Raw genomic sequence first — 21,006 nt, 5'->3', positions numbered from 1 at the left:
GGATTGCCTCGTGAGCGATGTGACCGGCTCTGAATTGCGGGCGTTGATGGCGCGTGTGCCGTCGGTGGAAAGGGTGATGGCGTCGGCCGAGTTTGCGGCGTTGCTGACTGAGTTCGGCCGTACGCAGGTGTTGGGTGCCTTGCGTCACGCACTCGACACGTGGCGCGCCGACGCGCAGTCGGGCGATGCGTCGGTGAGCGCGCTCGATATCGCGCAACTGCAGGTCTCCGTCGAGGCCACGCTGCGCCGGCGCAACGCGGCCCGCTTGCGCAGCGTCTTCAATCTGACCGGCACCGTGCTGCATACCAATCTCGGCCGCGCATTGCTGCCCGACGAAGCGGTGCAAGCCGTCATGAAGGCGCTCACGCAACCGGCTAACCTCGAGTTCGATCTCGGCACCGGCAAGCGCGGTGACCGCGACGATCTGATCGACGAACTCATCTGCGAACTGACTGGCGCCGAAGCGGCGACCGTCGTCAACAACAACGCTGCGGCGGTGTTGCTCACGTTGTCCGCGTTGGCGTCAAAAAAAGAGGTGATCGTGTCGCGTGGCGAACTGGTTGAAATCGGCGGCGCGTTTCGCATTCCCGACATCATGAGCCGCGCGGGCGCCAGGCTGCGCGAAGTCGGCACCACCAATCGCACGCATCTGAAAGACTACGACGAAGCCATCGGTCCGCAAACCGCGCTGCTGATGAAAGTCCACACGAGCAATTACGCGATCAGCGGATTCACCAAAGAGGTCGGGGTCGACGCCATCGCGGCGCTTGCCCACGCGCGCGGTATCGCCGTTGCGGTGGACCTCGGCAGCGGCACGCTGGTCGATCTGACGCAATGGGGCTTGCCGCGTGAGGCGACCGTGCGCGAAACCGTCGAAGCCGGCGCCGATCTTGTCACGTTCAGCGGCGACAAACTGCTTGGTGGCCCGCAGGCGGGGTTGATCGTCGGCCGGCGTGATCTGATCGCAAAGATCAAGAAGCATCCCCTCAAGCGCGCGCTGCGCGTCGGCAAACTGACGCTCGCGGCACTGGAGACCGTGCTGCAGATGTATCGCGCGCCGGAAAAACTCGCTGAGCGGCTGACTACGCTGCGTTTGCTCACGCGCCCGAGCGACGACATCCGGCTCACCGCGGAGCGGATACAGCCTGCGTTGCAGCGTATGGTCGGAGAGCGCTACGTCGTGGTGGCCGAGCCCATGTTCAGTCAGATCGGCAGCGGCGCATTGCCGGTCGATGTGCTGCCGAGCTATGGCCTCGTCGTCAGGACCGCCGACGGCAAGCGCGGCGGCCGTCAATTGCTCGCGCTCGAGAAGCGCTTGCGCGAGATGGCGCGGCCGGTCATCGCCCGTATCGCAGACGATGCGTTACGTCTCGATTTGCGCTGTCTCGAAGCCGCCGATGAAGCGCAATTGATCGAGCAATTGAAGGACGTGCAGGCATGATCGTAGGTACGGCCGGGCATATCGACCACGGCAAAACGAGCCTGGTGAGAGCGCTGTCGGGCGTCGATACGGATCGTCTGAAGGAAGAAAAGGCGCGCGGCATTTCGATCGAACTGGGCTATGCGTACGTACCGCTCGAAAACGGCGACGTGCTCGGCCTGATCGATGTGCCGGGCCACGAAAAGCTTGTTCATACGATGACCGCGGGCGCGAGCGGCATCGATTTCGCCCTGCTCGTGATTGCCGCCGACGACGGCGTGATGCCGCAAACGCGCGAACATCTGGCGATTGTGGAACTGCTCGGGATCAAGAGCTGTGCGATAGCGCTGGCGAAGATAGACCGTGTCGATGCGCAGCGACTGCAGGAAGCGCATGACGAGATCGCAGCGTTTCTGAACGGCAGCGTGTTGCAGGATGCGCCCGTGTTCGACACCTGCGCGACGCATGACGACGATCCTGGTGTGGCTGCGTTGAAAGCGCATTTGCACGCAGCGGCAGCAGCGTGGCGCATGAAGCGCGACGACGGCCTGTTCCGTCTCGCGATCGACCGTGTCTTCACGCTTGCGGGTCAAGGTACGATCGTGACAGGGACCGTGGTGTCGGGACGCGTGACGGTAGGCGACACGATGCTGCTCGCGCCGAAAAATCAGCTGGTGCGCGTACGCAGCATTCATGCGCAGAATCGTCCGGCCGAGACCGGGCGGGCGGGCGAGCGCTGCGCGTTGAATCTGCCGGGCATCGAGAAGAGCGCGATTGATCGAGGTGACTGGATCGTCGATCCGCGGCTGTCGCAAGCGTCGGACCGCGTCGACGTCATGCTGACGCTGCTCGCCGATGCTCCGTTGACGCTGGAGCATTGGGCGTCGCTGCATGTGCATCTCGGCACGCAGCATCAGGTGGCGCATGTCGCGTTGCTCGATGGCGAGACGCTCGGCGCAGGTCAGTCGGCGCGCGCGCAGCTCGTGTTCGAACGGCCGGTGTGCGCGCTTCCTGGCGACCGTTTTGTCGTACGCAATGCGCAGGCTAATCGCACGGTTGGCGGCGGTCATGTGCTCGATCCGTTCGCGCCTTCGCGCAAGCGTCGCTCCGCAGAGCGGCTGGCGTGGCTCGATGCGATTCAGGTCATGCTCGACACCGGGGCGCTGGATTCGCTCCTCGCAAGGGCTCCGCATGGATTGTCCCGTTCGTTGCTGGAACGACTGACGGGCATGCGGGCGGCCGCGTTCGCGTTGCCGTCCAACACACGCGTTGTGGAACTCCCCGGTAACGATGCGTTATTGATCGCAGATGAGTCATGGCGGGCCTTGAATGCGCGGCTGACTACGACGCTAAAGCAGTACCACGAGCGCTCGCCGGATGAACTCGGCCCGGATGTATCGCGCTTACGGCGGATCGCGGCACCTCTCGTCGACAATGCATTGTGGCGCGCCGTAATCGACGATGCGGCGGCGCGTGGCGAGATCGTCAGACGCGGACCGTGGCTGCATCTGCCGGACCACTCGGTGACGCTCGACGACGCCGATCGCGCGCTCGCAGCGGCACTGCTGCCGGCGCTGAAAGAAGGACGTTTCGATCCGCCCTGGGTGCGTGATCTGGCAAACGCACATGGCGTATCCGAAGACCGCATGCGACAGTTACTGCGCAAGCTCGCGCGACAGGGCGAACTTTTTCAGGTTGTGCGCGACCTCTTTTATCACCATGAGGTGATTCGCGAACTGGCTTTGATTGCGGGTTCCGAAGCGCAAAAGAATGCGGGTACGGTAGCGGCCGCGCCTTTTCGTGACGTCACTGGTCTTGGACGAAAGCGCGCGATTCAGCTTTTGGAATTCTTCGACCGGGTTGGGTATACTCGCTTCCACCGTGGCCTGCATCTGATGCGCACGGATAGTCGTTGGCTCGATCTGAATTGATTCAGGGGTTGAGTCGCAATGCGTGGTTTTTTATCACTGTAGTTCAATCACCGTAGGAAGGCATTCGTATCCGGTGGTGCGGCTGGGCTTCAAACCCAGTTGAGGGCGTCAGACGCGCTCAGGTCGGTTCGACTCCGGCTGCCTTCCGCCAGACAAGGCTTCCCGGGCTTCCCGGGCATTCCGGTATCTTCCAACTGGTTGCGGGTTTCAATCCAGCGCGAACTGGCGGCAGTGAAGCGATGTAGCGTGAGCGCGCAGGGGCGGTTCATGTTGTGAAAAAGTCGGATTTTATGTTATTTTTAGCGATGGTTTGTCAGGATTGCAGATGAAGTTGACGTGACACTTCATGGCGCCGATCGCCATCGCCACGGTGCTCGCACCGGCGCTGATGGTCAGCCGTAGTGCCGCAGGTTGATCATCGTATAAGCGAGGGTCTTGAATGCATAGTGAACCGGGCTCAGACGCTCGAAGCGAAGCAGCAGGCGCCGGAACTTGTCTTCCTGGGCGAAGACCCGATGCAGCCATCGGCTTGCCATCGCCGCAACGCCCGATAGATGCGCGTGTAGTGAATTTCAGGGCGACCTTCGGCATTCCTTTCGATCGGCAGCGCCTTCCCCCGACATCCCATGTACAGCAACTGCAGGATGTAGTTGAAAATCCTGTGCAACCCCAGCGTCGGGGCCGGACCACGCCGACCCGTGCTCAGATGCGGCAAGACAAACTGCTCGAACTGCGCAAGGCTCAATTTCGTCGGAATCGTTTGCCAGCATTGGCTTCCGCGTCATGAAACCCCCAACCAGTTGTTAGCATCCTGCCGGCACGTCCGAAATCAACGCATTACGGGTGGTTGTACATCGCGTTCCAGTCGGCCTTCGACACTGCCGGGCGTCCTGCGTCCGATGAACCAGTTACAACACCGCCGTAACCGCTTGCCGCGCCGTTTTGTGCGACCACCTTGGCTTCGGCAGCCAGGATGTCTTCCGGGTAGTGCGGATCGGAACCAGCAGCCGGACGCCAGCCAGTCTGCTCAAGCTGAGCGAGCTCGGCACGCACTTGCGCACGGGTGAGAGGTTCGTTCGATTGAGCGAATACGGCAACCGGAGCAGCAAGGGCAGCGGCAACGACAACAGCTTGAATAAGGGACTTCATGGTACCTACCTCCAGACTTCGTTTTGTCCTGCTACGAACAGCCCTGTTCGTAAATCAGTAACCGCAGTATAGGTAAGCAGGTTCTTAAGATTAAGGCCGATGCCTGGAGAGGATTGTTGCAGAATTTGGGTAAACCCTGATTCGCGTGGGTGGCCGTCTGCGAAGCTACCGAAGGGCGAAGTGCCTGCGTGTTCCGTTTCATTCGAGGTGTGCACCGCGGTGGCCGGAAGCGGACGCGCGCCATCGTCCCACGAAGAGACCACGTAACGCATTAGAAGGCTGCCGCAAGTACTCCTTCCCCCGGCTTTGACGGCCAGCCTCGGCTACTCGTATATGCGCCTGATGGGCGCGGGCCACTTCAACCAGGCCGGACGCAAGCGTCGATTACCCGTTGAGCAAGCGCACCGCCGTCTATGCACTCGCGATCTACAAGGACGCGTCGTCAGGTGTCGCGCCTGGGAACAGCGACAGCCGGAGTCCGATGAGCGCATGCAGCGCACCTTTGCGCAGCTTGTAGCTAGGCACACCAGGGTCGGCCGCGAAGTCAGCCATGACCCGCGCTATGGCGGCATCGACGTCGACCGTAAGCGTCGGCGGTACGCTTTGGCGCTCGCCCGATTCGAGGCATCGTTCATAGTACGACCGCACGTCGTCGAGCACACGATTCAATACGGCCGGCAACTCTCCAGAAAACTTGCCCGAGAGTCTGCGCAGGTCAAGTGTATTGAGCGCAATGCGCATGTCGCGCAGGCTTTCAGTGGACGGGTGCTCGTAGTCCTCGCTCGGCGCGACGCGCGGAATAAGCTGCATGAGTCGGTCGAGCATGCGTGCGTTCAGATCACGCTGATGATCAATAGATAAATTAGACCCGCTTAAAACGACATCCCTCCAGCTTGACCGGGTCAGTCGTGCCGTCGCCGCATCCGTTCCGAACGGGCGGATGACCCCCGTCATCACCGAAGCGAACGTCACGCCGGCCAGCCCCGCGAGATTGCCATTCAGGAAGCTAAGGATGTTGGCGTCATAGGCGCTGCCGATACCGAGAAAGGTTGCGGCCGTCAACGCTACGAGCGTCGATATCAACGCCCATTTCGGACGTGGCATCAACAGTCCAAGCGGAACAAACGCGAACGAGAAGAAAATGACCAGCACAACGAAGTCCTGGCCACTCGGCAACACGACAAACAGATAGAGCGCCGAAATGACGACGCCCATCGTCGAGCACTTCAGGAAAGTAATCATCATAGGCACGGGCTCGTCCAGCGCGGCGAAAAAGCAGACGCCGATAGCGCCCAACGACACCGCCGCCGCACCATCCTGCCATCCGGAAGCGATCCACAGGCACGACGAAACGAAGATGACCAGCGCCGCCGAGCTGGCGGAGAATAGAGCAAGACCACGGTCGAGAAAAACGTGCCGCGTGCCGACCCGCCAATGACGAAACCGCGGCCGCCAGTGTCCTCTTTCGTGAACGATGATAAGACGTAAGGTCCGGCAATCGGCCCACAGATCGACCAGCTGCCGCAAGCGCCAGAGCGCGCTGGATAACAATGCCGCCTGCCATGTCGTCAGTTCGTTGTGCGCCGGATCCAGTTGCGCAATACGCTTTCGGATTAGCGGCGCCTCGCGCTCGGGGTCCTCGCTGAGCGGCGCGTCCATCCAGCGCCCGATATCGCGCAGCAGTTCGCCGAAACCCGCAGGAATGCCAGGGCCTGATTGCTGCGCGGCCGCGAGCACGTCTGCGAGTGCTGACGTAATGGGCAGTATCAGTTGCATCCGGCCTTGCAGTTGCTCGCTGCGAGCGAGAATCGCCGGACTGACATGATCGTAGGCCAACTGGCTCAACAGGAATTCGAAGCCGCGGGCACTCGACGCCATCCTCTGTCGGCTTCCCGAAACGAGCGCTCCAGCGACCCGGCCCGCTAGCGACTCGTTCGCGTAAAGAACGGCGTCGCGGAACCACGAGTCCGTTCGCTCGATTAGTGTCGGCGCGAGCCGGCTCGGAAAAAAAACGCTGCCGACGATGCTCGCGCAGACGATGCCAAGCGTGATTTCTTCGGTTCGTGCCACTGCCACGTCGAAGATGCTCAACGTGTCCGACAACGCCGGCAAAGCAATGACGGACAGCGAATAACTGGCGAGCAGAAAAACGTAATTGCGTGCGGCTCGCGTCGAAATCGAAATGTAGACGAACACGCCTGTCCATAGCGCTATCAGCGCGCTCAACAGATAAGGCGTCTCCGCGAAAGGCGGCACGAGGGCGACGGAGGCGACCGCGCCAAGCACGGTGCCGATCACGCGATAAAGCGCCTTCGAGCGTGTCGCACCGACAAACGGGTTCGACACAATATAGACCGATGCCAACGCCCAGTACGGCCTCGGAAGGTCGAAGTAGAACGCGATATAAAGCGCGAGCATCCCTGCGAGGAAGGTCTTTAGCGAAAAAATCCAGTCACGCAGCGAAGGGAAATTCATCGGAGCAAATCGCTTGGGAGATCAGTCTCTCGCCCGGCAGTTCGGCCGGGCTCGCAGTGGCACGACCAGCAGTGTGCCGTGTTTCGCCGAAACTGTGTTCACAAGCTTACATCGCATGGGCGCACTTCTTACTGCACGCCTCCTGGCCTCGTGTGCATCGCCGCATATTCAGGGAGTTTGATGTTCACCCGAATCAGATCCCCTATAAGGACTTCCCCGGCTTGGCAAGCTCGGTTCATTTCCTCGCCTACCGGAATCACTGAAAGGCGCCTGCCGGTCGTGCGACGGAAGGCGCCCACGCCCTCAATAAAAGGGATGGCGGCTACGATCAGGGCTTCATACGTCCGATTTCAGTGAACCGCTGGTGCCACGACAAGGCTTCGCCAAGCAGGTGCGGGGTGTGCTTCCCCACACTGTCACGGCAGGCGCGTTCGAAATAGTCTTGCAGAAGCGGTCTGTAATCCGGGTGAGCGCAATTGTCGATGACAACACGCGCTCGTTGCTTGGGCGACAACCCGCGCAGGTCTGCCAGTCCCTGTTCCGTGACGATCACGGTGACGTCATGCTCGGTGTGGTCGACGTGGCTGACCATTGGCACGATGCAGGAGATCGCTCCATTCTTGGCTGTACTCGGCGTAACGAAGCACGCAAGAAAGCCATTGCGAGCGAAATCGCCCGAGCCGCCGATGCCGTTGATGATCGAAGTGCCGGCCACGTGTGTTGAGTTGACGTTGCCATAGATATCGGCTTCAACCATTCCGTTGATGGCGATACAGCCCAACCTGCGAACCAGCTCGGCGTGGTTTGAGATCTCCTGGGGACGCAGAACGACGCGGCTGTGGTAGTGGTCGATATTGCGGTTGAATTCTTCGACACCTTCCGGGCTCAGGGACAGGGCCGTCGCCGATGCGGTGCGAATGGTATCGGTCCTGATCAGATCCAGCATCCCATCCTGAATCACTTCCGTAAACGCAGTAAGCCCTTCAAATCCGCCGTCGCGAAGCCCGCTCAACACCGCATTGGCGATATTCCCTACCCCGGACTGCAACGGCAACAACTGCTGCCCGAGCCTTTCCTTGGCGATTTCATGCCGGAAGAACTCTACCAGGTGATTCGCAATTCGAATGCTGCTGTCATCCGGCTGAGCGAATCGGCCCAGCCGGTCAGGACCGTGGGTTTCCACAACGGCGACCACTTTCGATGGGTCGACGCGCAGGTACGGCTCCCCAATACGGTCACCGGGACGGACCAAAGGAATCGGCTGGCGATCCGGTGGCAACGCCGTACCGTAGTAGATGTCGTGCATTCCGTTCAGACCGGCAGGTTGAGCCGAATTCACTTCGATGATGACTTTGTCGGCCAGGTCAAGCCACGTCTTGTTGTTGCCGACCGATGTCGATGGAATCAAACGTCCGTCGGGCAATATGCCGGAAACTTCAATGACTGCCACGTCGATCTTGCCAAGGAACCCAAACCAGGTGTACTGCGCGACCTGCCCCAGGTGGATATCCATGTACTCAATCTCGCCACGGTTGATCCGTGCCCGCAATTCCGGATCGGACTGGTAGGGCAAGCGAAAGTCGATGCCCCCCACTTTGGCGAGCGCACCGTCCAGTTCCGGAGCAGTGGAGGCGCCCGTCAGTATGCGAAGTGCGAACTTTTCTCCGCGGGCATGCGCATCTTCGATGCGTGCCGCCAACGCCAGGGGCACCGCCTTGGGGTATCCCGAGCCGGTAAACCCACTCATTCCGACGATCATGCCCGGAAGAATTTCCGCCGCCGCCCGATCAGCTGGCATCACTTTGGACGCGAGATATGAATTCTGGATGCGCTTTTCCATATCGATTCCCCTGTCTTTGCAGATTCCGACTCTTAACGAGTCACGCAAGATCGACTGACGACTGGCAAGGGCCAATGAAGTGCGCTTGCGCAACCCGTCCCTGTGCAGCAGGATCATTCTACTCGTCGGCGATATAGGCTGCTTCCAGCAGGGGCAATGGCGCAAACATCGGCCTTGCCGCGTTCGCTGGCGGACCGGGTCCGACGTTTCGTTGAAGAGATAAAAAGTTCAGACGTTGTCGCGTACTCTCCGACCCGGAATGGCATTGTCGGTGCTTCAGTCCGTCCGCCTGATATCCGGCCCTCAACGTCCGAGTTGCGTTACAAATGTCCCTTTCACAGCAGGCCGTTTAATAGAAGGAAGCGGCCGTTTGGTTCTCTCCGGCGAACCTCTGTTGATGGCCGACGGACTGATATGACTTTCCGTGTCAATCGGGATCGGTTTTCGTCGCTTTCGTTCCATAGGCGCGAGAATTTCCTGAGGGCGGCGTAGCAGTAAGTCTCGACGGTGGATCGCACTGATATCCGCGGGTTGGTTACGGCATTACAGAGGTCCGCCCCATGAGCCTGCCGCTATCTAAAGCCGCAAATCGGATGACATCCGTTGCATAGTCCGATCGCGGGTTACTCGGGTGCCGGGCTACGCCGCCTTCAGGAAACTCCTTCAGCTTGCTATTTGTCAGTCGCTACCAGGGCCCACGGCTACGATGCCTGGGGGTGGCTCGGTACGGCAAGCGACATGGCCAGCCGGCTGATGTCCCAGATGAATCCCGCGAGCTCGCGAGCGACGGCGACAACAGCGATATTCACGTTCTTGCCGCGTGCGGCGAGCTTGCGATATCGGCGGCACAGTCGAACCTGTGCGTCCCAGGCACGGTCGATGATGGGCTTGGGGATACCTTCATGCCGTCGCTGGATGTCAGGACTCACGCGTGCGGGGTAACGGTAGCTCCAGGCCGCCTCGACGAGCAGCTTTCTTGCATAGCTGTTGCCGTTCTTCGTGATGCTGCCCTGTCGGCGGCGCTCGCCCGAAGAGTGTTCTGATGGCGTCACGCCAAGCCAGGCCATCAGCTGGCGCGGGTGTTTGAAGCGTGAGAGGTCGCCCAACTCGGAGAGCATGCCGACGGCGGTGATGAACTTCACACCGCGCATGGTCTGCAGGCCCAGTACGGCCGGATAGAACCGCCAGTGGACGACGGCCTCACGCAGCGCTGCCTCGAGGCGGTCACATTGCGCGAGCCTGTCTTCAATTGTGCGGCGGCACTCGTCGAAGGCCAGTTGCTGCCAGTGGTTTGGGAAGGCAAATGTGCTCACCCATCGCCGGTGCGCGGGCCCCCAGTTGGCATTACCTGTATAGCGAACACCGTGCGCGAGCAGAAAGGACTTGAGCCGTTGGCGTGCCTGCCGGAGATCCGCTTTCGCTGCTGCCCAGGCACGGGCCAGATCGCGGAACGCCTCATCGTTGACGTCCGGTACGTGCACCGCTGACAGGTCACCGGCGCGCAGTGAGCGCACCAGTTTGAGCGCATCACGACGGTCTGTCTTGACGCGCTCACCTGGCTTCTTCGGAATCAGCGATGGCGCGCACACCATGCAGTCGAATCCTTTGTGGACGAGCTCCCGGTAAAGTCCATAGCCACACGGTCCCGCCTCATAGACAACGTGTACGTGCCGCGCTTTCGACTGCAGACGCTTGCACAGGCGATCGATATCAGCCTTCATGGTGCCGGTCTTGCCCAGCAGTTCCACGTCGCCCATGCCGACCGCGTACGCCACCGTGATCGACTCCTTGTCGGGTAGCAGCGACGCATCACTGCGCCGCCGCCCCCTAAGAACCGGACGTGCGAGTCGCCCCGCATCCGGCTCAAGCCATTCCTTCAGCACCATTGGGTGGCACCGGGCAGGCCGGCGGAACGTTTCGCGGTTCGACGGCGAGCAAAGTAAGTGGTCCATGCCGGATCAAACGGATTTGCCAGTCCCCGGATTTTGACGTGCCGCTGAATCACAACCGTCGTTGCGCGGAAGAGTTGCAGACCGCAGGTGTCACCCTCGGTTGAACCCTTTGTCGCAAAATCCCAGAACCGGTATCCGTCACGCCGGAAGTACCGTTGCCTGACCCACCGGGCTCCTTTCATGGGGTGTCGACGCTTCGCCCATTTCCAGAGCCGTCGCCAGATGTGTGAGTCGATTGAGGAGAAGGTCACTTTCGACACGACGTGACGGTGATACTGGGCCCATCCCCGGATCACCGGGTTGAGCTGGCGTATCAACGCCTCCTGCGTGGCGCTCGCGTTGTCCTTGATGATTCCCCTGACCTTGTCAAGCAGCGACTTGATGCTCTTGTTCGCTGGCTTGATTAGCAGCTTGCCGTCGTACTTGCGTACGTTCTGGCCGAGGAAATCGAAACCCGTCGCTATGTTCGTGATCCGGGTTTTCTCTTCCGAGAGCTCCAGACCCCGAGCCGCCATGAACTGCCTGACTGCCGGAAGCACCCGGGATTCCAGCACATCTTTCGACACGCCAGTCACCACAAAGTCATCGGCATAGCGGACGACGTTGAGCTGAGCCTTTCTGCGGACAAGTGTGGATGTTCCCACACTTGCATGAACTGCTGCTTCAAGCCCATCCAACGCCATATTCGCGATCACGGGCGAGATGACACCCCCTTGGGGTGTGCCCGCCTGCGACTCGAACAGGGTTCCCTCATCGATATATCCGGCTCGAAGCCACTTGCGCAGAACCTCCTTATCCATCGGTATGTTTTCCAGAAACCAGGAGTGACTGAAGTTGTCGAAACAGCCTCGAATGTCACCTTCCAGAATCCATTCTGGCGAAGCACGCTTCGCCAGAACGTTGAAGCACTGTTCGATGGCGTCGGCGGTCGAGCGTTTGGGCCGAAAGCCGTAGGAATTGGCGTCTGCCAGAGTCTCCGCGACGGGTTCCAGAGCGAGCTTCCATAAGGCCTGCATCGCCCGGCACCGCATACACTGGATTCCTAACGGACGCTTCTTTCCGTTACTCTTGGGAATGTAGACACGCCGCAGCGGCATCGCACGATAGCCACGATGACGGAGCGACAACATCCCTTTCCATCTGGCCGCCGGTGATGACCAGATCCTGCCGTCCACCCCCGGCGTTCTCTTGCCGCGATTCTCCGTCACACGCTTGACGGCGAGCATCTTGCCGCCATGCGAGCGGGTTAGCAGACGTTGCAATGCGTTCACCTTGCCCCATCGGCCTTCCCGAACTGCCTTGGCGACACGCGTCTGAAGTCGTTTCACCTCTGCTTCGATGTGTGACCAGTTTGCATGGTCCCACATCTGCGCAGCGCGCGAGGGCGCACCAGCGTCAGGCGCTTTCGCGTCCATTGCCGTCATCTGCTTTCCCCCGTATAACGATTGGTCAAGATTATCTCGCCATGAATGACCACGCGGAAGTCTGCCCGCTTTCGCGTCGGGCAATGTCTCAGCCCGTATCCCGTCCATTACAGCCGGGCGTTCGCTTTCTCCACGATCCTCTACCCACCGCGCCAACAGCGTTCCTTGCGGTTCGCCTGCCGTTGCCGGCGGCGCGATGGGCTTACCCTGTTCCGCATGAGTTTCCGAGCGGGGCGGACCCTTCCTATTCGCCGGCGGCTTGTCGTCCATGGTGGCCCAGTTCACGAAGGCCACTCCACACCGCGTACCGTTTGTCGGGTAAGGATGCGACGTTACCGTCGCATCCTCCCCTAAGAACTGTACGTGCGACGTTAGCCGCATAGTATGTTGGTAAACTCATACTATGCAAAATGTGGCGTTCGTCCATATGTGGCGGCGATCGATTGCGTACCGTTGCGATGGGCAGAATGTCGGATCGGCCACCACATATATTTTCAACTATAGTCCACGCAGGAACTTCATCAATTCTGGCTGTTCTCGCCAGTGCTTTCTGGATTTACCGCCATCAGAGGGAGCACAGGTGGCCAACGCTCTCGCTTTGGTTTCCAGATCAATTTCGGCGTAGATGTTCGTCGTGTTAAGTGATACGTGGCCCAGCCAGCCGCGGATCGTGTTGATATCGACACCGGCCCGAAGCAGCGCCGTCGCGGAGGAATGTCGAATCGTGTGTGGACTGACACGCTTACTCTCCAATGAAGGGGCTTGCGTACAAGCTCTGGATGCGGACCGCTCGACCAACGTATGAATACCAAAGCGAGTGACTGGCTGGCCACAGCGGTTCAGGAACACATGATCGAGTTGGCTGCGCCCAGCGATTAGCGGCATGAGCTGATCGACCGTCGTCGGCCACAACGGGCAAAGGCGCTGCTTGTTTCCTTTACCAATGATCCTGACGGACAGGCCTGGCAAGTCGACGTCCCGAATCAGAAGCTGTGCTGCTTCACTTGAGGTAGCGCTGCGTACCGGCAATGTGAACGTGTCCGAGATAGGTTGCAAGCTGAGGCAACAGACGCTGGACATCGGCCCCGCTGCGATACCAGGCAATGAGCCGATGAACTGCTGCGGCGTGCCTCAGATCATGAAGGCGTGGCTGATAGCGAGCCCCGTCGTGTCGCAGAACGCCAGCACTATCTCTTACACGTCGGAAAGCGACTTCAGCTGCGTTGCGGCTCAATGCCCTGCCATCTCGGAACGGAAACAAAGGCGCGTCGGGCCGGCAGGAATAACGCCGGTTGCGTCTGACGACGAACTGCCTGAGTGTCTCAGCGAGGTCGCTCCCCAACGGTACCAGCCGTGTCCTGTAGAACTTGCTCTCGCGGATGCACAGCACTGCTTGCTCCAGATCCACGTCTGCCATCGTGAGGGTCAGCGCCTCGCTAATCCGAAGAGCGGCGCCATACAACATCAGAAGCAGCATGCGCAATACATCGGGGTCGATGCGTGCCTGGGAAGGGGGTGTGGCTGAGGCAGCCTCGAGCAGGCGTCTGACTTCTTCGCGCGAGTAGATGTAAGGCACAAAGGCATGTGGAGGTTTGGGAACAATATTCGGCAGCGGAGACGTAGCTGCGTAGCCACGCGCGAAAGCAAAACGATAAAAGCCGCGCAGAACCGAGTGTTTGTTTCTCCAGAAAACCGTGACCGGCCCAGAACCCGCCAGGAAACTGTACACACGATCGGGCCTAACCCCGGCCATCGACACGTCGCCCAAGGCCCGACAAAAGGATTTGAGCGTACGGGCCTCAGTGTTGAATCTCATGCCGAGAGAGCGTTTGTGGCGAACATATTCGTCCACTGCAGCGCTGAGCTTCATAGCAGCCCCCTGAGATCAAACTCCGCTACCTGCCGCAATCCGGCCAGATCGACCTTCGCGTACACACGGGTCGCGTATGCGCTGCGATGACCCAGATGGTCACCGACTTGTTTAAGCGTGAGGCCCGAGGCGAGAAGATGTGTAGCGCACGCGTGTCTCAGGCAATGCGGGCCGCGATATGGACCCGAGACGCCCAGCACAGCGAGACGGCTTCTCACAAGCCGATACATGTCGTTCATCGACAGTGGGCGGAACGGAGCTTTGAGTGCCAGAAAAAGCTCCCTGCGGGTAGAGCGAGGCCGAACCTCCTGAAGGTAACGCAGGATGACGTCACCCACTACTGGTATCAGCGGATAGTCCTGTGTGCGCCGAAGTTTGGACCGTGTAACGCAAAGTACTTCATGTTCCCAGTCGACATCCTCCAGTCGCAACTGTGACACCTCGCTCCTCCGCAACCCATAGATGGCAAACAGCATAAGAATTGCACGATCGCGGATGTCCCGGGCACCGCAGCCACCCGTACTCGCGATGAGTTGACGCACCTGTTGCCAGTCCAGACTGCGGGGAAGTCCTTCTTCCCTGAATACGCGCGGACCTTCAATACCAGCAGCAATTCCTGATGGGCACCATCGCCGCATTTCCGCATAGGTAAAAAAGCTGCGTAACGCACTGGCCGCGCTAGCCATCGTTACTCGCCCCCAGCCCTGATCAGCCTTCATCGTCAGATAGTCATCCACCTCTTTGAGTGACAGGCGCGCCAACGAGTGCTTTGCGGTTTGTAAGCTGTCGAGAAGGTGACGCACCTGCCAGCATCGACCCGCGATGGTCTTGGCAGACAGTCCACGCTCATCGCGCATGAAGTCCGAAAATTCGTCGATCAGATGTGCGAAGGGTTTGGTCTCCTGTTGTGGCTGCTCCAGGCAATCGAGAAAGCGCAGCCATGAGCTGGCCGTTGAAACGAATCGCTGACGAGACCAACGACAATCTTGAATCCGCTGGCGTCGACGCTGAAAGCGTACCCAGCGATCAGCGGCGGCCTCTACGTCATGTGCGATGAACGTTGATTCACTGATATCGAAGTATTGGGCGACAACCAGGAGTTCAGCAGCGGTCTGTCGAAGTGTCGCGCGGGAAAAACCCTGTTCGGCACAATGCGCAAGAAAACGCTCACGCTCCTCTGCCCATGGTCCATCACGATGACGACGCAACACTTGCGGATAGCTATAAATGGCCTCAAACATGATCCACTCTCCCGTCTGGAGGATGAGTCGATCACTATGCGCTCATTTTTATGTGGCGTTAATTTGCCGAAAGCGACGCCACAGGCACGGAGATTGTGATGCTGCGCCACATATGGACGAACGCCACATTTCGCATACAGCTCAAGCCTTTCAAAGCCCATGTGCATGAGCCGGCTTTACAACTGAGAGTCCGAGAGCACGCGCGACCCGGTGACATTCCGGATGTAACATCGTCAGGTTGCCCGTCGTGTCCTTACCGCCATCGATTTTACGAACCACGTGGCAGAGACTCCAGCCACTGGTTTTCGTGATCATCTGCTGACAGACCGGACACGACCGAGCCTGATCAAGCCACAACCGGATCAGCTGCACCCGACCTTTGAGCGAGTCCAGCATCGCGAAGCGCAGTCGCTCTTCGAAATAGCCTTCCCACTGTAGATCGAACGGGTTTGCAGCCGCCTTGATTTTCCGGTGTCGCCGGATTGGCGTGCCTGCGATGTCATATAGCGTCAGGAGTTCCGGCTTTCCTGTGCTGAGCGTATTGCCAGTCTCCGTGCCAAAGACCCAATGCTGGAGTCCTACTATCCGGAAGTACTTCTGCCGGACCCAGCGCGAGCTCTTGTTCGGATGCCGGCGCTTCGCCCAGCGCCACAAACATCGCCAGATTTCGTGACTGACTCTGCCAAAGGTGTGCTTCGCCACGACATGCCGGTAGTAGTTCGCCCATCCGCGAAGCAATGGATTGAGTTCACGTATCAGTTGATCATGTCGTACCGTCGCACTGTTCTTCACGGTTTCCCGCAGCTTGCGCAGGAAGCGCTGAACGCTTGCTCTGGCAGGCTTGATCAGCAGCTTGCCGCTATATTTGCGCACGTTCATGCCGAGGAAATCGAACCCTTCGTCGATATGCGTGATCCGGGTCTTTTCTGAAGAAAGTGATAAACCGCGCTCCGCCAGAAACAGCTCGACCGTCGGACGAACGTCATCAGCCAGCACTTCACGCGTTGCGCCGGTAATGATAAAGTCATCCGCATAACGAACGATGTTGACCTTCGACGGATTGTTACTGCCTTTGCGATACTTTGCACGTAGCATTTTTTCTAGCCCGTCGAGAGTCATGTTCATCAACGTAGGCGAAATTATTCCCCCTTGCGGTGTACCCGCCTGCGTTGAGTGAAAGACACGGTTGAGAAGGTAGCCAGCCTCCAACCATCTTCGCAGAATCGCTTTGTCCGTGGGGATGTGGGCGACCAGCCAGTCATGTGAAATTTCGTCAAAGCAGCTACGGATATCGGCCTCAAGAATCCACGTTGCAGAATCGGCTTGTGCCAATGCCCGGAAGCATTGTTCGATTGCGTCGGCCGTGGAACGGGCGGACCGGAACCCATACGAGTTCGGGTCCGCCGTAGTTTCGGCGACCGGCTCCAGAGCGAGCAGATACAGCGCCTGCTGAGCCCTGTCGACCATACAAGGAATTCCGAGGGGCCGCATTTTTGTCCCGTTGGCCTTCGGGATATATATCCGTCTCAGTGGACGCGGCCGATAGCCGCGCCGTTTGAGTGACGACACTGCGTTGATTTTGGACTTCGGTGTGGACCAGGTGACGCCATCCACGCCCGGCGTCCGTCTGCCCTGATTCTCAGTCACCCGTCTGACGGCGAGCGCCTTGCCGCTGAACGAATGGGTCAGCAACCACTGCAGGGCTTTCACCCTGCCGTGTTTGCCATCCTGTATTGCCTTCACTATTCTTGCCTGCAGCCTTCGAACCTCACGATGGCACCCGGCCCAGTTAATGCCGTGCCAGTGTCTCGCGCGATCGGAGGACGCACCCGTGCCCGGTTGCTGCACAGTCATCTGCTTCTCCTCCTTGAAAGGTTGTTCAAGCTATCTAGTGACGAAAGACCATACGGAAGTCTGCCCGCTTTCGCGTGAGATGATGTTGTCTCGCGACGCAATCCCTATCTGCCCGATTACAGGGCAGCGTTCGCTTTCTCCGCTTTCCTCTACCCGCTGCACCCTCAGCTTCCCTTGCGGGTCGCCTGCCATTCCTGGCGGCACATCGGGCTTACGATGTTCCACGTATGCAACACGAATAGGGTAGGTCCTGCCTATCCACCGGCGGTCTGCATGTCCGTGTGTTTCCTGAACCAGGGGAAACATCCGACCGCGTACCATTTTGGTTCAAGCCACCAGCGTTTTGGGCTTGTTCAGGCTAACGATGTCTTTGGCAGTTCACTTATGTTGACCATACTATCCAGCCTTGCAGCTCACCCGCATCAACGCTCGCAGGCGTTACCTCTCCTCACGGAGACAGCTAGGCCAGAGGCCCGCCACGTTGTCCCGGTGGCTTCACACGTCGTCGTTGCCAACAACGCATGCACCGGTAGGCTACGGTCGACGGAACGACCGGTTTCCTGACTAGCCTTTCGGCTGGTTAAAACAATTGCATACGCGACTTCATGTCGCACTGGTCCAAGCCTGTCAGCACGTTTGGCTTGCTACTGGTGACGACGTTTATCGGAAGTTCACATATGTTGGTCGTACCCGCCCATCCCTTGCTCCTCTCCACCTTCGTGCTGGCAGATTCCGCCTCTCCTCGCGGTTCGACGTACCGGTTACCCGGCGGCTACGTTGTCCCCAAAGCTTCACACCGAGCAGTTACCAGTTCCGCATGTCCGGGTAGGGAACGGTTGATGGAACAACCGGTTTCTTCAGGTCATGCCTCCCCAGTGAAACAGAAACTCAAGCGACTTTCAGGTCGCACGTGAACGTCCAGACCGACGTACACCGTGCTATCGTTTTCCATGCTGGCCTCCGCGCTGGAAATCGCCGGGTGTGCCCCTGTGCACACCATGCGGCTCTGGCAGTAATGCTAACCCGCGTCTGATTCCTCGTGGCGGGCCAGCCACTGACTCACGGAAAGTCATACTGCCTTCTATGAGCTTCAATTCGTCAAGGCGTTTTTCGCATTTCGTTAGTGCACAGCCGTTTCTTCTGGATTCCTTTGTTTTGAAGCCATTCATTGCGCACGTAAGACTCCAACGTCTTACCACCTTCTATCCGCCGGCGCGTCTTCGCCAGGCCTTATCCTGATGCGCGTTACGCTGGAAACCATCACCAGGAACATGCCCCATCTAAGGAATCGGTTGCCTGTGCAACCCAGTCAGTATACGGGCATGGTCACTTCAAAGCTGTTCGGTATGTACTGCCTGACTAATCCTAATCTCCCTTCCTGCCAAACCTGAAGGCTCATATGGACTTTAGCTGTGCTCCTTTGGGTATCTCGCCGTCCCTCAAATAGCGCCACAGCGCAATTGTGAGGCGCCGCGCCACCGCGACGATCGCGATACGCCGGGCACGTCGGTTCGGTCCCGTGCCCTGCGTGCGCTGGTTGAACCACTTCGTGAGTGCGCTGTTGGGCTGGTAGCGCAGCCAGTTCCATGCGATTTCGATTAGCAGCGCGCGTACTCGCCGGTTTCGCTGTTTGCTGATGCCCTGGTCGGCCTGGCTGTCGCCGCTGTCATAGGGCTGCGGCACCAGCCCGACGCACGCACCGACTTCGCGGCGGTTGTTGAACTCCCGCCAGAAGAGCTCGAGGGCAAGGCGTGACGCGCCTACTTCTCCAATCCCGTGCAGGCGCTCCAGCGCATCGCAGCGCTGGCGCGCGAGTGCTGGTACGTCCGTCTGTCGCGTCTTCTCCAGTGCTGCAAGCTGCTGTTCGACGAGTGCCAGGCGTTCGCACTCGCGCAGTAGCCGCTCGCGCAATTCGCGCGGTAATGGCGCACCGTCGTGGCAGCACACCTCGTCGCGCTGAAGTCGGCCAGCGAAGGCACGGTGATTGACCGCATCCCAGCAGCCGAGGGTTGCCAACAGCTTGCGCATCCGGTCAAGGTGCTGCAGAACTTCCTTCTGCAGTTGTCCGCGCTCGCGCATCAACTGGCGCGACGCTTCGTCCTGCGGTCGCCCTCGCCACGCAGCCAGGCGCGCAGGTTGATGACGAGCTTGATGACATCGAGCCGGTCGGTTTTGGCGCGTCGCTGATGGCGTTCAACCGGAATGCTGGCCGGATCGACGACGTAGCACTCGATGTGCCGAGCTTGCAGCGCGCGACAGATCCAGAACGCCTCCTGGCCGGCTTCATAGCTGACGGCAATCCGTACGTCGGCGGGCAACGACCACTTCTCTTTATGGGCCTCGATCAAGTCCAGCACTGCCTGCAGACGCGCCGCGGCCTGCGGCTGTGCGACCGTGTGGACGGCCGGCTTGTCGCGCCGGCCGTCGTGGAGTGCGACTTTCCACTTGGCCGCCGCCAGTTCCAGCGACACTGCCAGCACCATTACGTCACCACTACCCGTGTATGCCTGCTCGGTACGCATGATCTTCTCCCGTGAGCAACCTCAGCACGTTGATTTTAGGCGTCAGCTTGTTGAGGGCCTCGCTTCATAGGATCTAAACCGCTCGCTCGGTAGGGGCTACGGTCAAACGCTGGTTCTGTCGCAATAACGATGTCGCGGTAAAGTTCGGGCTGCACTAACTTTGCATCGGCCCACGATAAAGAAGACTGCGACACCACGAACGGCCCTTGCTGCCGCGTGTCATTCTGAGAGGCATCGAAGTCATGCACATGATCAAGAAAGGGCAGATGAATTGCTCGCGCAAAATCCCACTGTCCGCTGCACAGCAATTCTATTCGATCGTCTCATAAGCAATACTCAGCATATCGTGTTTGCTTTCCCCTCTCGCCTTACCGCGACAGAACCGGAATGCGACCACGTCTGCGTCCAGCGCCGTTCATACTCTTCATTCCTGAAGTGGTCAGCGAGAAAGTCGATGAATGCCCGTACCTTTAAGGACAGGTACTGACGGTTCTGATACGCGAGAGTAATCTTGAGCCTTGGAAGATCCCAGTCATCCAGGATGGGCACGAGTCTGCCGGCGATCACGTCGTCATGAATGATGTAGGTCGGCTGAATGAGAATTCCCAAGCCGTTAAGCCCGGCTTGGCGGATGACTTGACCTTCATTTGAATCCAGCAACCCTTCGATTTTTATGGAGCGGCATGTAGACGCCTTCGTAAAAGCGAGTTCATACGGATTGTTTGCCAACGTATATATCAGGAAGTGGTGCCCGGATAGTTCATCGAGCGTTTTTGGCGTTCCATGCCGGTCCAAATACTCTGGTGAGGCAGCGAGGATACGCCGCGTCTCCGCAAGCCGCCGCGTAACAATCCCGGAATCTGCGTCGTGCTCACGCGTTCGGATGGCGACGTCAATCCCGTTCTCAATGATGTCAAAGTACCGATTCGCCGCAGTGATCGACACCGAAATATTCGGGTGCCTCCTGGTAAATTCGGGCAGCAGCGGGGCGATGATCTGCGCACAAAACGAAACCGACGCCGTCACCCGCAACGTGCCAACAGGGCTAAGCAACGCGGAACTCACCAGCGACTCTGCCTCCTCCATTTCAGAGGAAATGTTGAGGCATCTCCGATAGAACTCTTCACCTACTTCAGTAAGGAAGAGGCGCCGGGTGTTTCGCTCGACCAGGCGTGCGCCAAGCCGCTGCTCAAGGTTTACCAGATGCCGGCTTCCGGCCGACGACGACATCCCAAGTGTTTCTGCTGCCTTGGAAACGCTGCCGAGCTCGGCCGTTTGCAGGAACAGTTGCACCTCCATCCATTTGTCCACTCTTATCTCCTGTTTCC

The 21,006-nt window shown here is 59.2% G+C and carries 13 protein-coding genes, 1 tRNA gene and 2 pseudogenes; 4 read left to right on the top strand and 12 right to left on the bottom strand.

The genetic code is table 11. The features are described from left to right. The first annotated feature begins 10 nt into the window (after nt 1-10). The 3 genes from selA (at nt 11) to AYM40_RS29920 (ending at nt 3,502) form a co-directional block, all read left to right on the top strand. A complete protein-coding gene (selA, locus tag AYM40_RS29930) occupies nt 11-1,441 on the top strand; it encodes an L-seryl-tRNA(Sec) selenium transferase (RefSeq protein WP_181448440.1) in 1,431 nt (476 codons plus the stop codon). Then, nucleotides 1,438-3,351 carry a selenocysteine-specific translation elongation factor gene (selB, locus tag AYM40_RS29925; protein WP_063499662.1) on the top strand — a complete coding sequence of 638 codons (1,914 nt, stop codon included), beginning with the start codon at nt 1,438-1,440 and terminating at the stop codon, nt 3,349-3,351. Before selA ends, selB begins: the two co-directional genes overlap by 4 nt. 55 nt (nt 3,352-3,406) lie before the next feature. Beyond that, a tRNA-Sec gene (locus tag AYM40_RS29920) sits at nt 3,407-3,502 on the top strand. 241 nt (nt 3,503-3,743) lie between these two features. On the opposite strand, the gene AYM40_RS42015 is transcribed toward AYM40_RS29920, so the two are convergent. The 11 genes and pseudogenes from AYM40_RS42015 to AYM40_RS29875 all read right to left on the bottom strand — a co-directional run bounded on the left by AYM40_RS42015 (nt 3,744) and on the right by AYM40_RS29875 (nt 19,678). After that, nucleotides 3,744-3,887 (bottom strand): hypothetical protein, encoded by a 144-nt coding sequence (locus tag AYM40_RS42015; RefSeq protein WP_181448439.1) that lies wholly within the window; start codon nt 3,885-3,887, stop codon nt 3,744-3,746. 301 nt (nt 3,888-4,188) lie between these two features. Next, entirely contained in the window at nt 4,189-4,500 is a 312-nt protein-coding gene (locus AYM40_RS29915) for a DUF4148 domain-containing protein (protein WP_063499661.1), read from the bottom strand. A gap of 426 nt (nt 4,501-4,926) precedes the next feature. Beyond that, nucleotides 4,927-6,975 (bottom strand): FUSC family protein, encoded by a 2,049-nt coding sequence (locus AYM40_RS29910; protein ID WP_063499660.1) that lies wholly within the window; start codon nt 6,973-6,975, stop codon nt 4,927-4,929. Between the two features lie 328 nt (nt 6,976-7,303). Beyond that, nucleotides 7,304-8,815, bottom strand: a complete 1,512-nt coding sequence (locus tag AYM40_RS29905) for an acetyl-CoA hydrolase/transferase family protein (RefSeq protein ID WP_063499659.1) — start codon at nt 8,813-8,815, stop codon at nt 7,304-7,306. A 701-nt stretch (nt 8,816-9,516) separates the two neighbouring features. Then, nucleotides 9,517-10,701 carry an IS110 family transposase gene (locus AYM40_RS29900; RefSeq protein ID WP_236720992.1) on the bottom strand — a complete coding sequence of 395 codons (1,185 nt, stop codon included), beginning with the start codon at nt 10,699-10,701 and terminating at the stop codon, nt 9,517-9,519. Continuing rightward, nucleotides 10,692-12,476 (bottom strand): group II intron reverse transcriptase/maturase, encoded by a 1,785-nt coding sequence (gene ltrA / locus AYM40_RS29895; RefSeq protein ID WP_236720991.1) that lies wholly within the window; start codon nt 12,474-12,476, stop codon nt 10,692-10,694. The genes AYM40_RS29900 and ltrA (AYM40_RS29895) overlap by 10 nt, the downstream gene beginning before the upstream one ends. A gap of 213 nt (nt 12,477-12,689) precedes the next feature. Then, nucleotides 12,690-13,160 carry a tyrosine-type recombinase/integrase gene (locus AYM40_RS39270; RefSeq protein WP_236720990.1) on the bottom strand — a complete coding sequence of 157 codons (471 nt, stop codon included), beginning with the start codon at nt 13,158-13,160 and terminating at the stop codon, nt 12,690-12,692. A gap of 31 nt (nt 13,161-13,191) precedes the next feature. After that, entirely contained in the window at nt 13,192-14,061 is an 870-nt protein-coding gene (locus AYM40_RS29890; RefSeq protein ID WP_063499658.1) for a tyrosine-type recombinase/integrase, read from the bottom strand. Continuing rightward, nucleotides 14,058-15,302 carry a tyrosine-type recombinase/integrase gene (locus tag AYM40_RS29885; protein WP_063499657.1) on the bottom strand — a complete coding sequence of 415 codons (1,245 nt, stop codon included), beginning with the start codon at nt 15,300-15,302 and terminating at the stop codon, nt 14,058-14,060. The genes AYM40_RS29890 and AYM40_RS29885 overlap by 4 nt, the downstream gene beginning before the upstream one ends. A gap of 150 nt (nt 15,303-15,452) precedes the next feature. Continuing rightward, a complete protein-coding gene (gene ltrA, locus AYM40_RS29880; RefSeq protein ID WP_063499656.1) occupies nt 15,453-17,156 on the bottom strand; it encodes a group II intron reverse transcriptase/maturase in 1,704 nt (567 codons plus the stop codon). 1,395 nt (nt 17,157-18,551) lie between these two features. Continuing rightward, nucleotides 18,552-19,678: pseudogene (locus tag AYM40_RS29875) on the bottom strand (IS110 family transposase). A 215-nt stretch (nt 19,679-19,893) separates the two neighbouring features. Here AYM40_RS29875 and AYM40_RS42010 point away from each other — a divergent pair. Further along, a pseudogene (locus AYM40_RS42010) lies at nt 19,894-20,007 on the top strand (IS6 family transposase); the annotation flags it as partial. A gap of 7 nt (nt 20,008-20,014) precedes the next feature. On the opposite strand, the gene AYM40_RS29870 reads toward AYM40_RS42010, so the two are convergent. Next, complete coding sequence (locus AYM40_RS29870) at nt 20,015-20,989, bottom strand: LysR family transcriptional regulator (protein WP_063500800.1); 975 nt, start codon at nt 20,987-20,989, stop codon at nt 20,015-20,017. Nucleotides 20,990-21,006: the final 17 nt, after the last annotated feature.

It is taken from the genome of Paraburkholderia phytofirmans OLGA172, from assembly GCF_001634365.1.
Taxonomy (GTDB): Bacteria; Pseudomonadota; Gammaproteobacteria; order Burkholderiales; family Burkholderiaceae; genus Paraburkholderia.
This window is presented reverse-complemented; position numbering and strand designations above follow the sequence as displayed.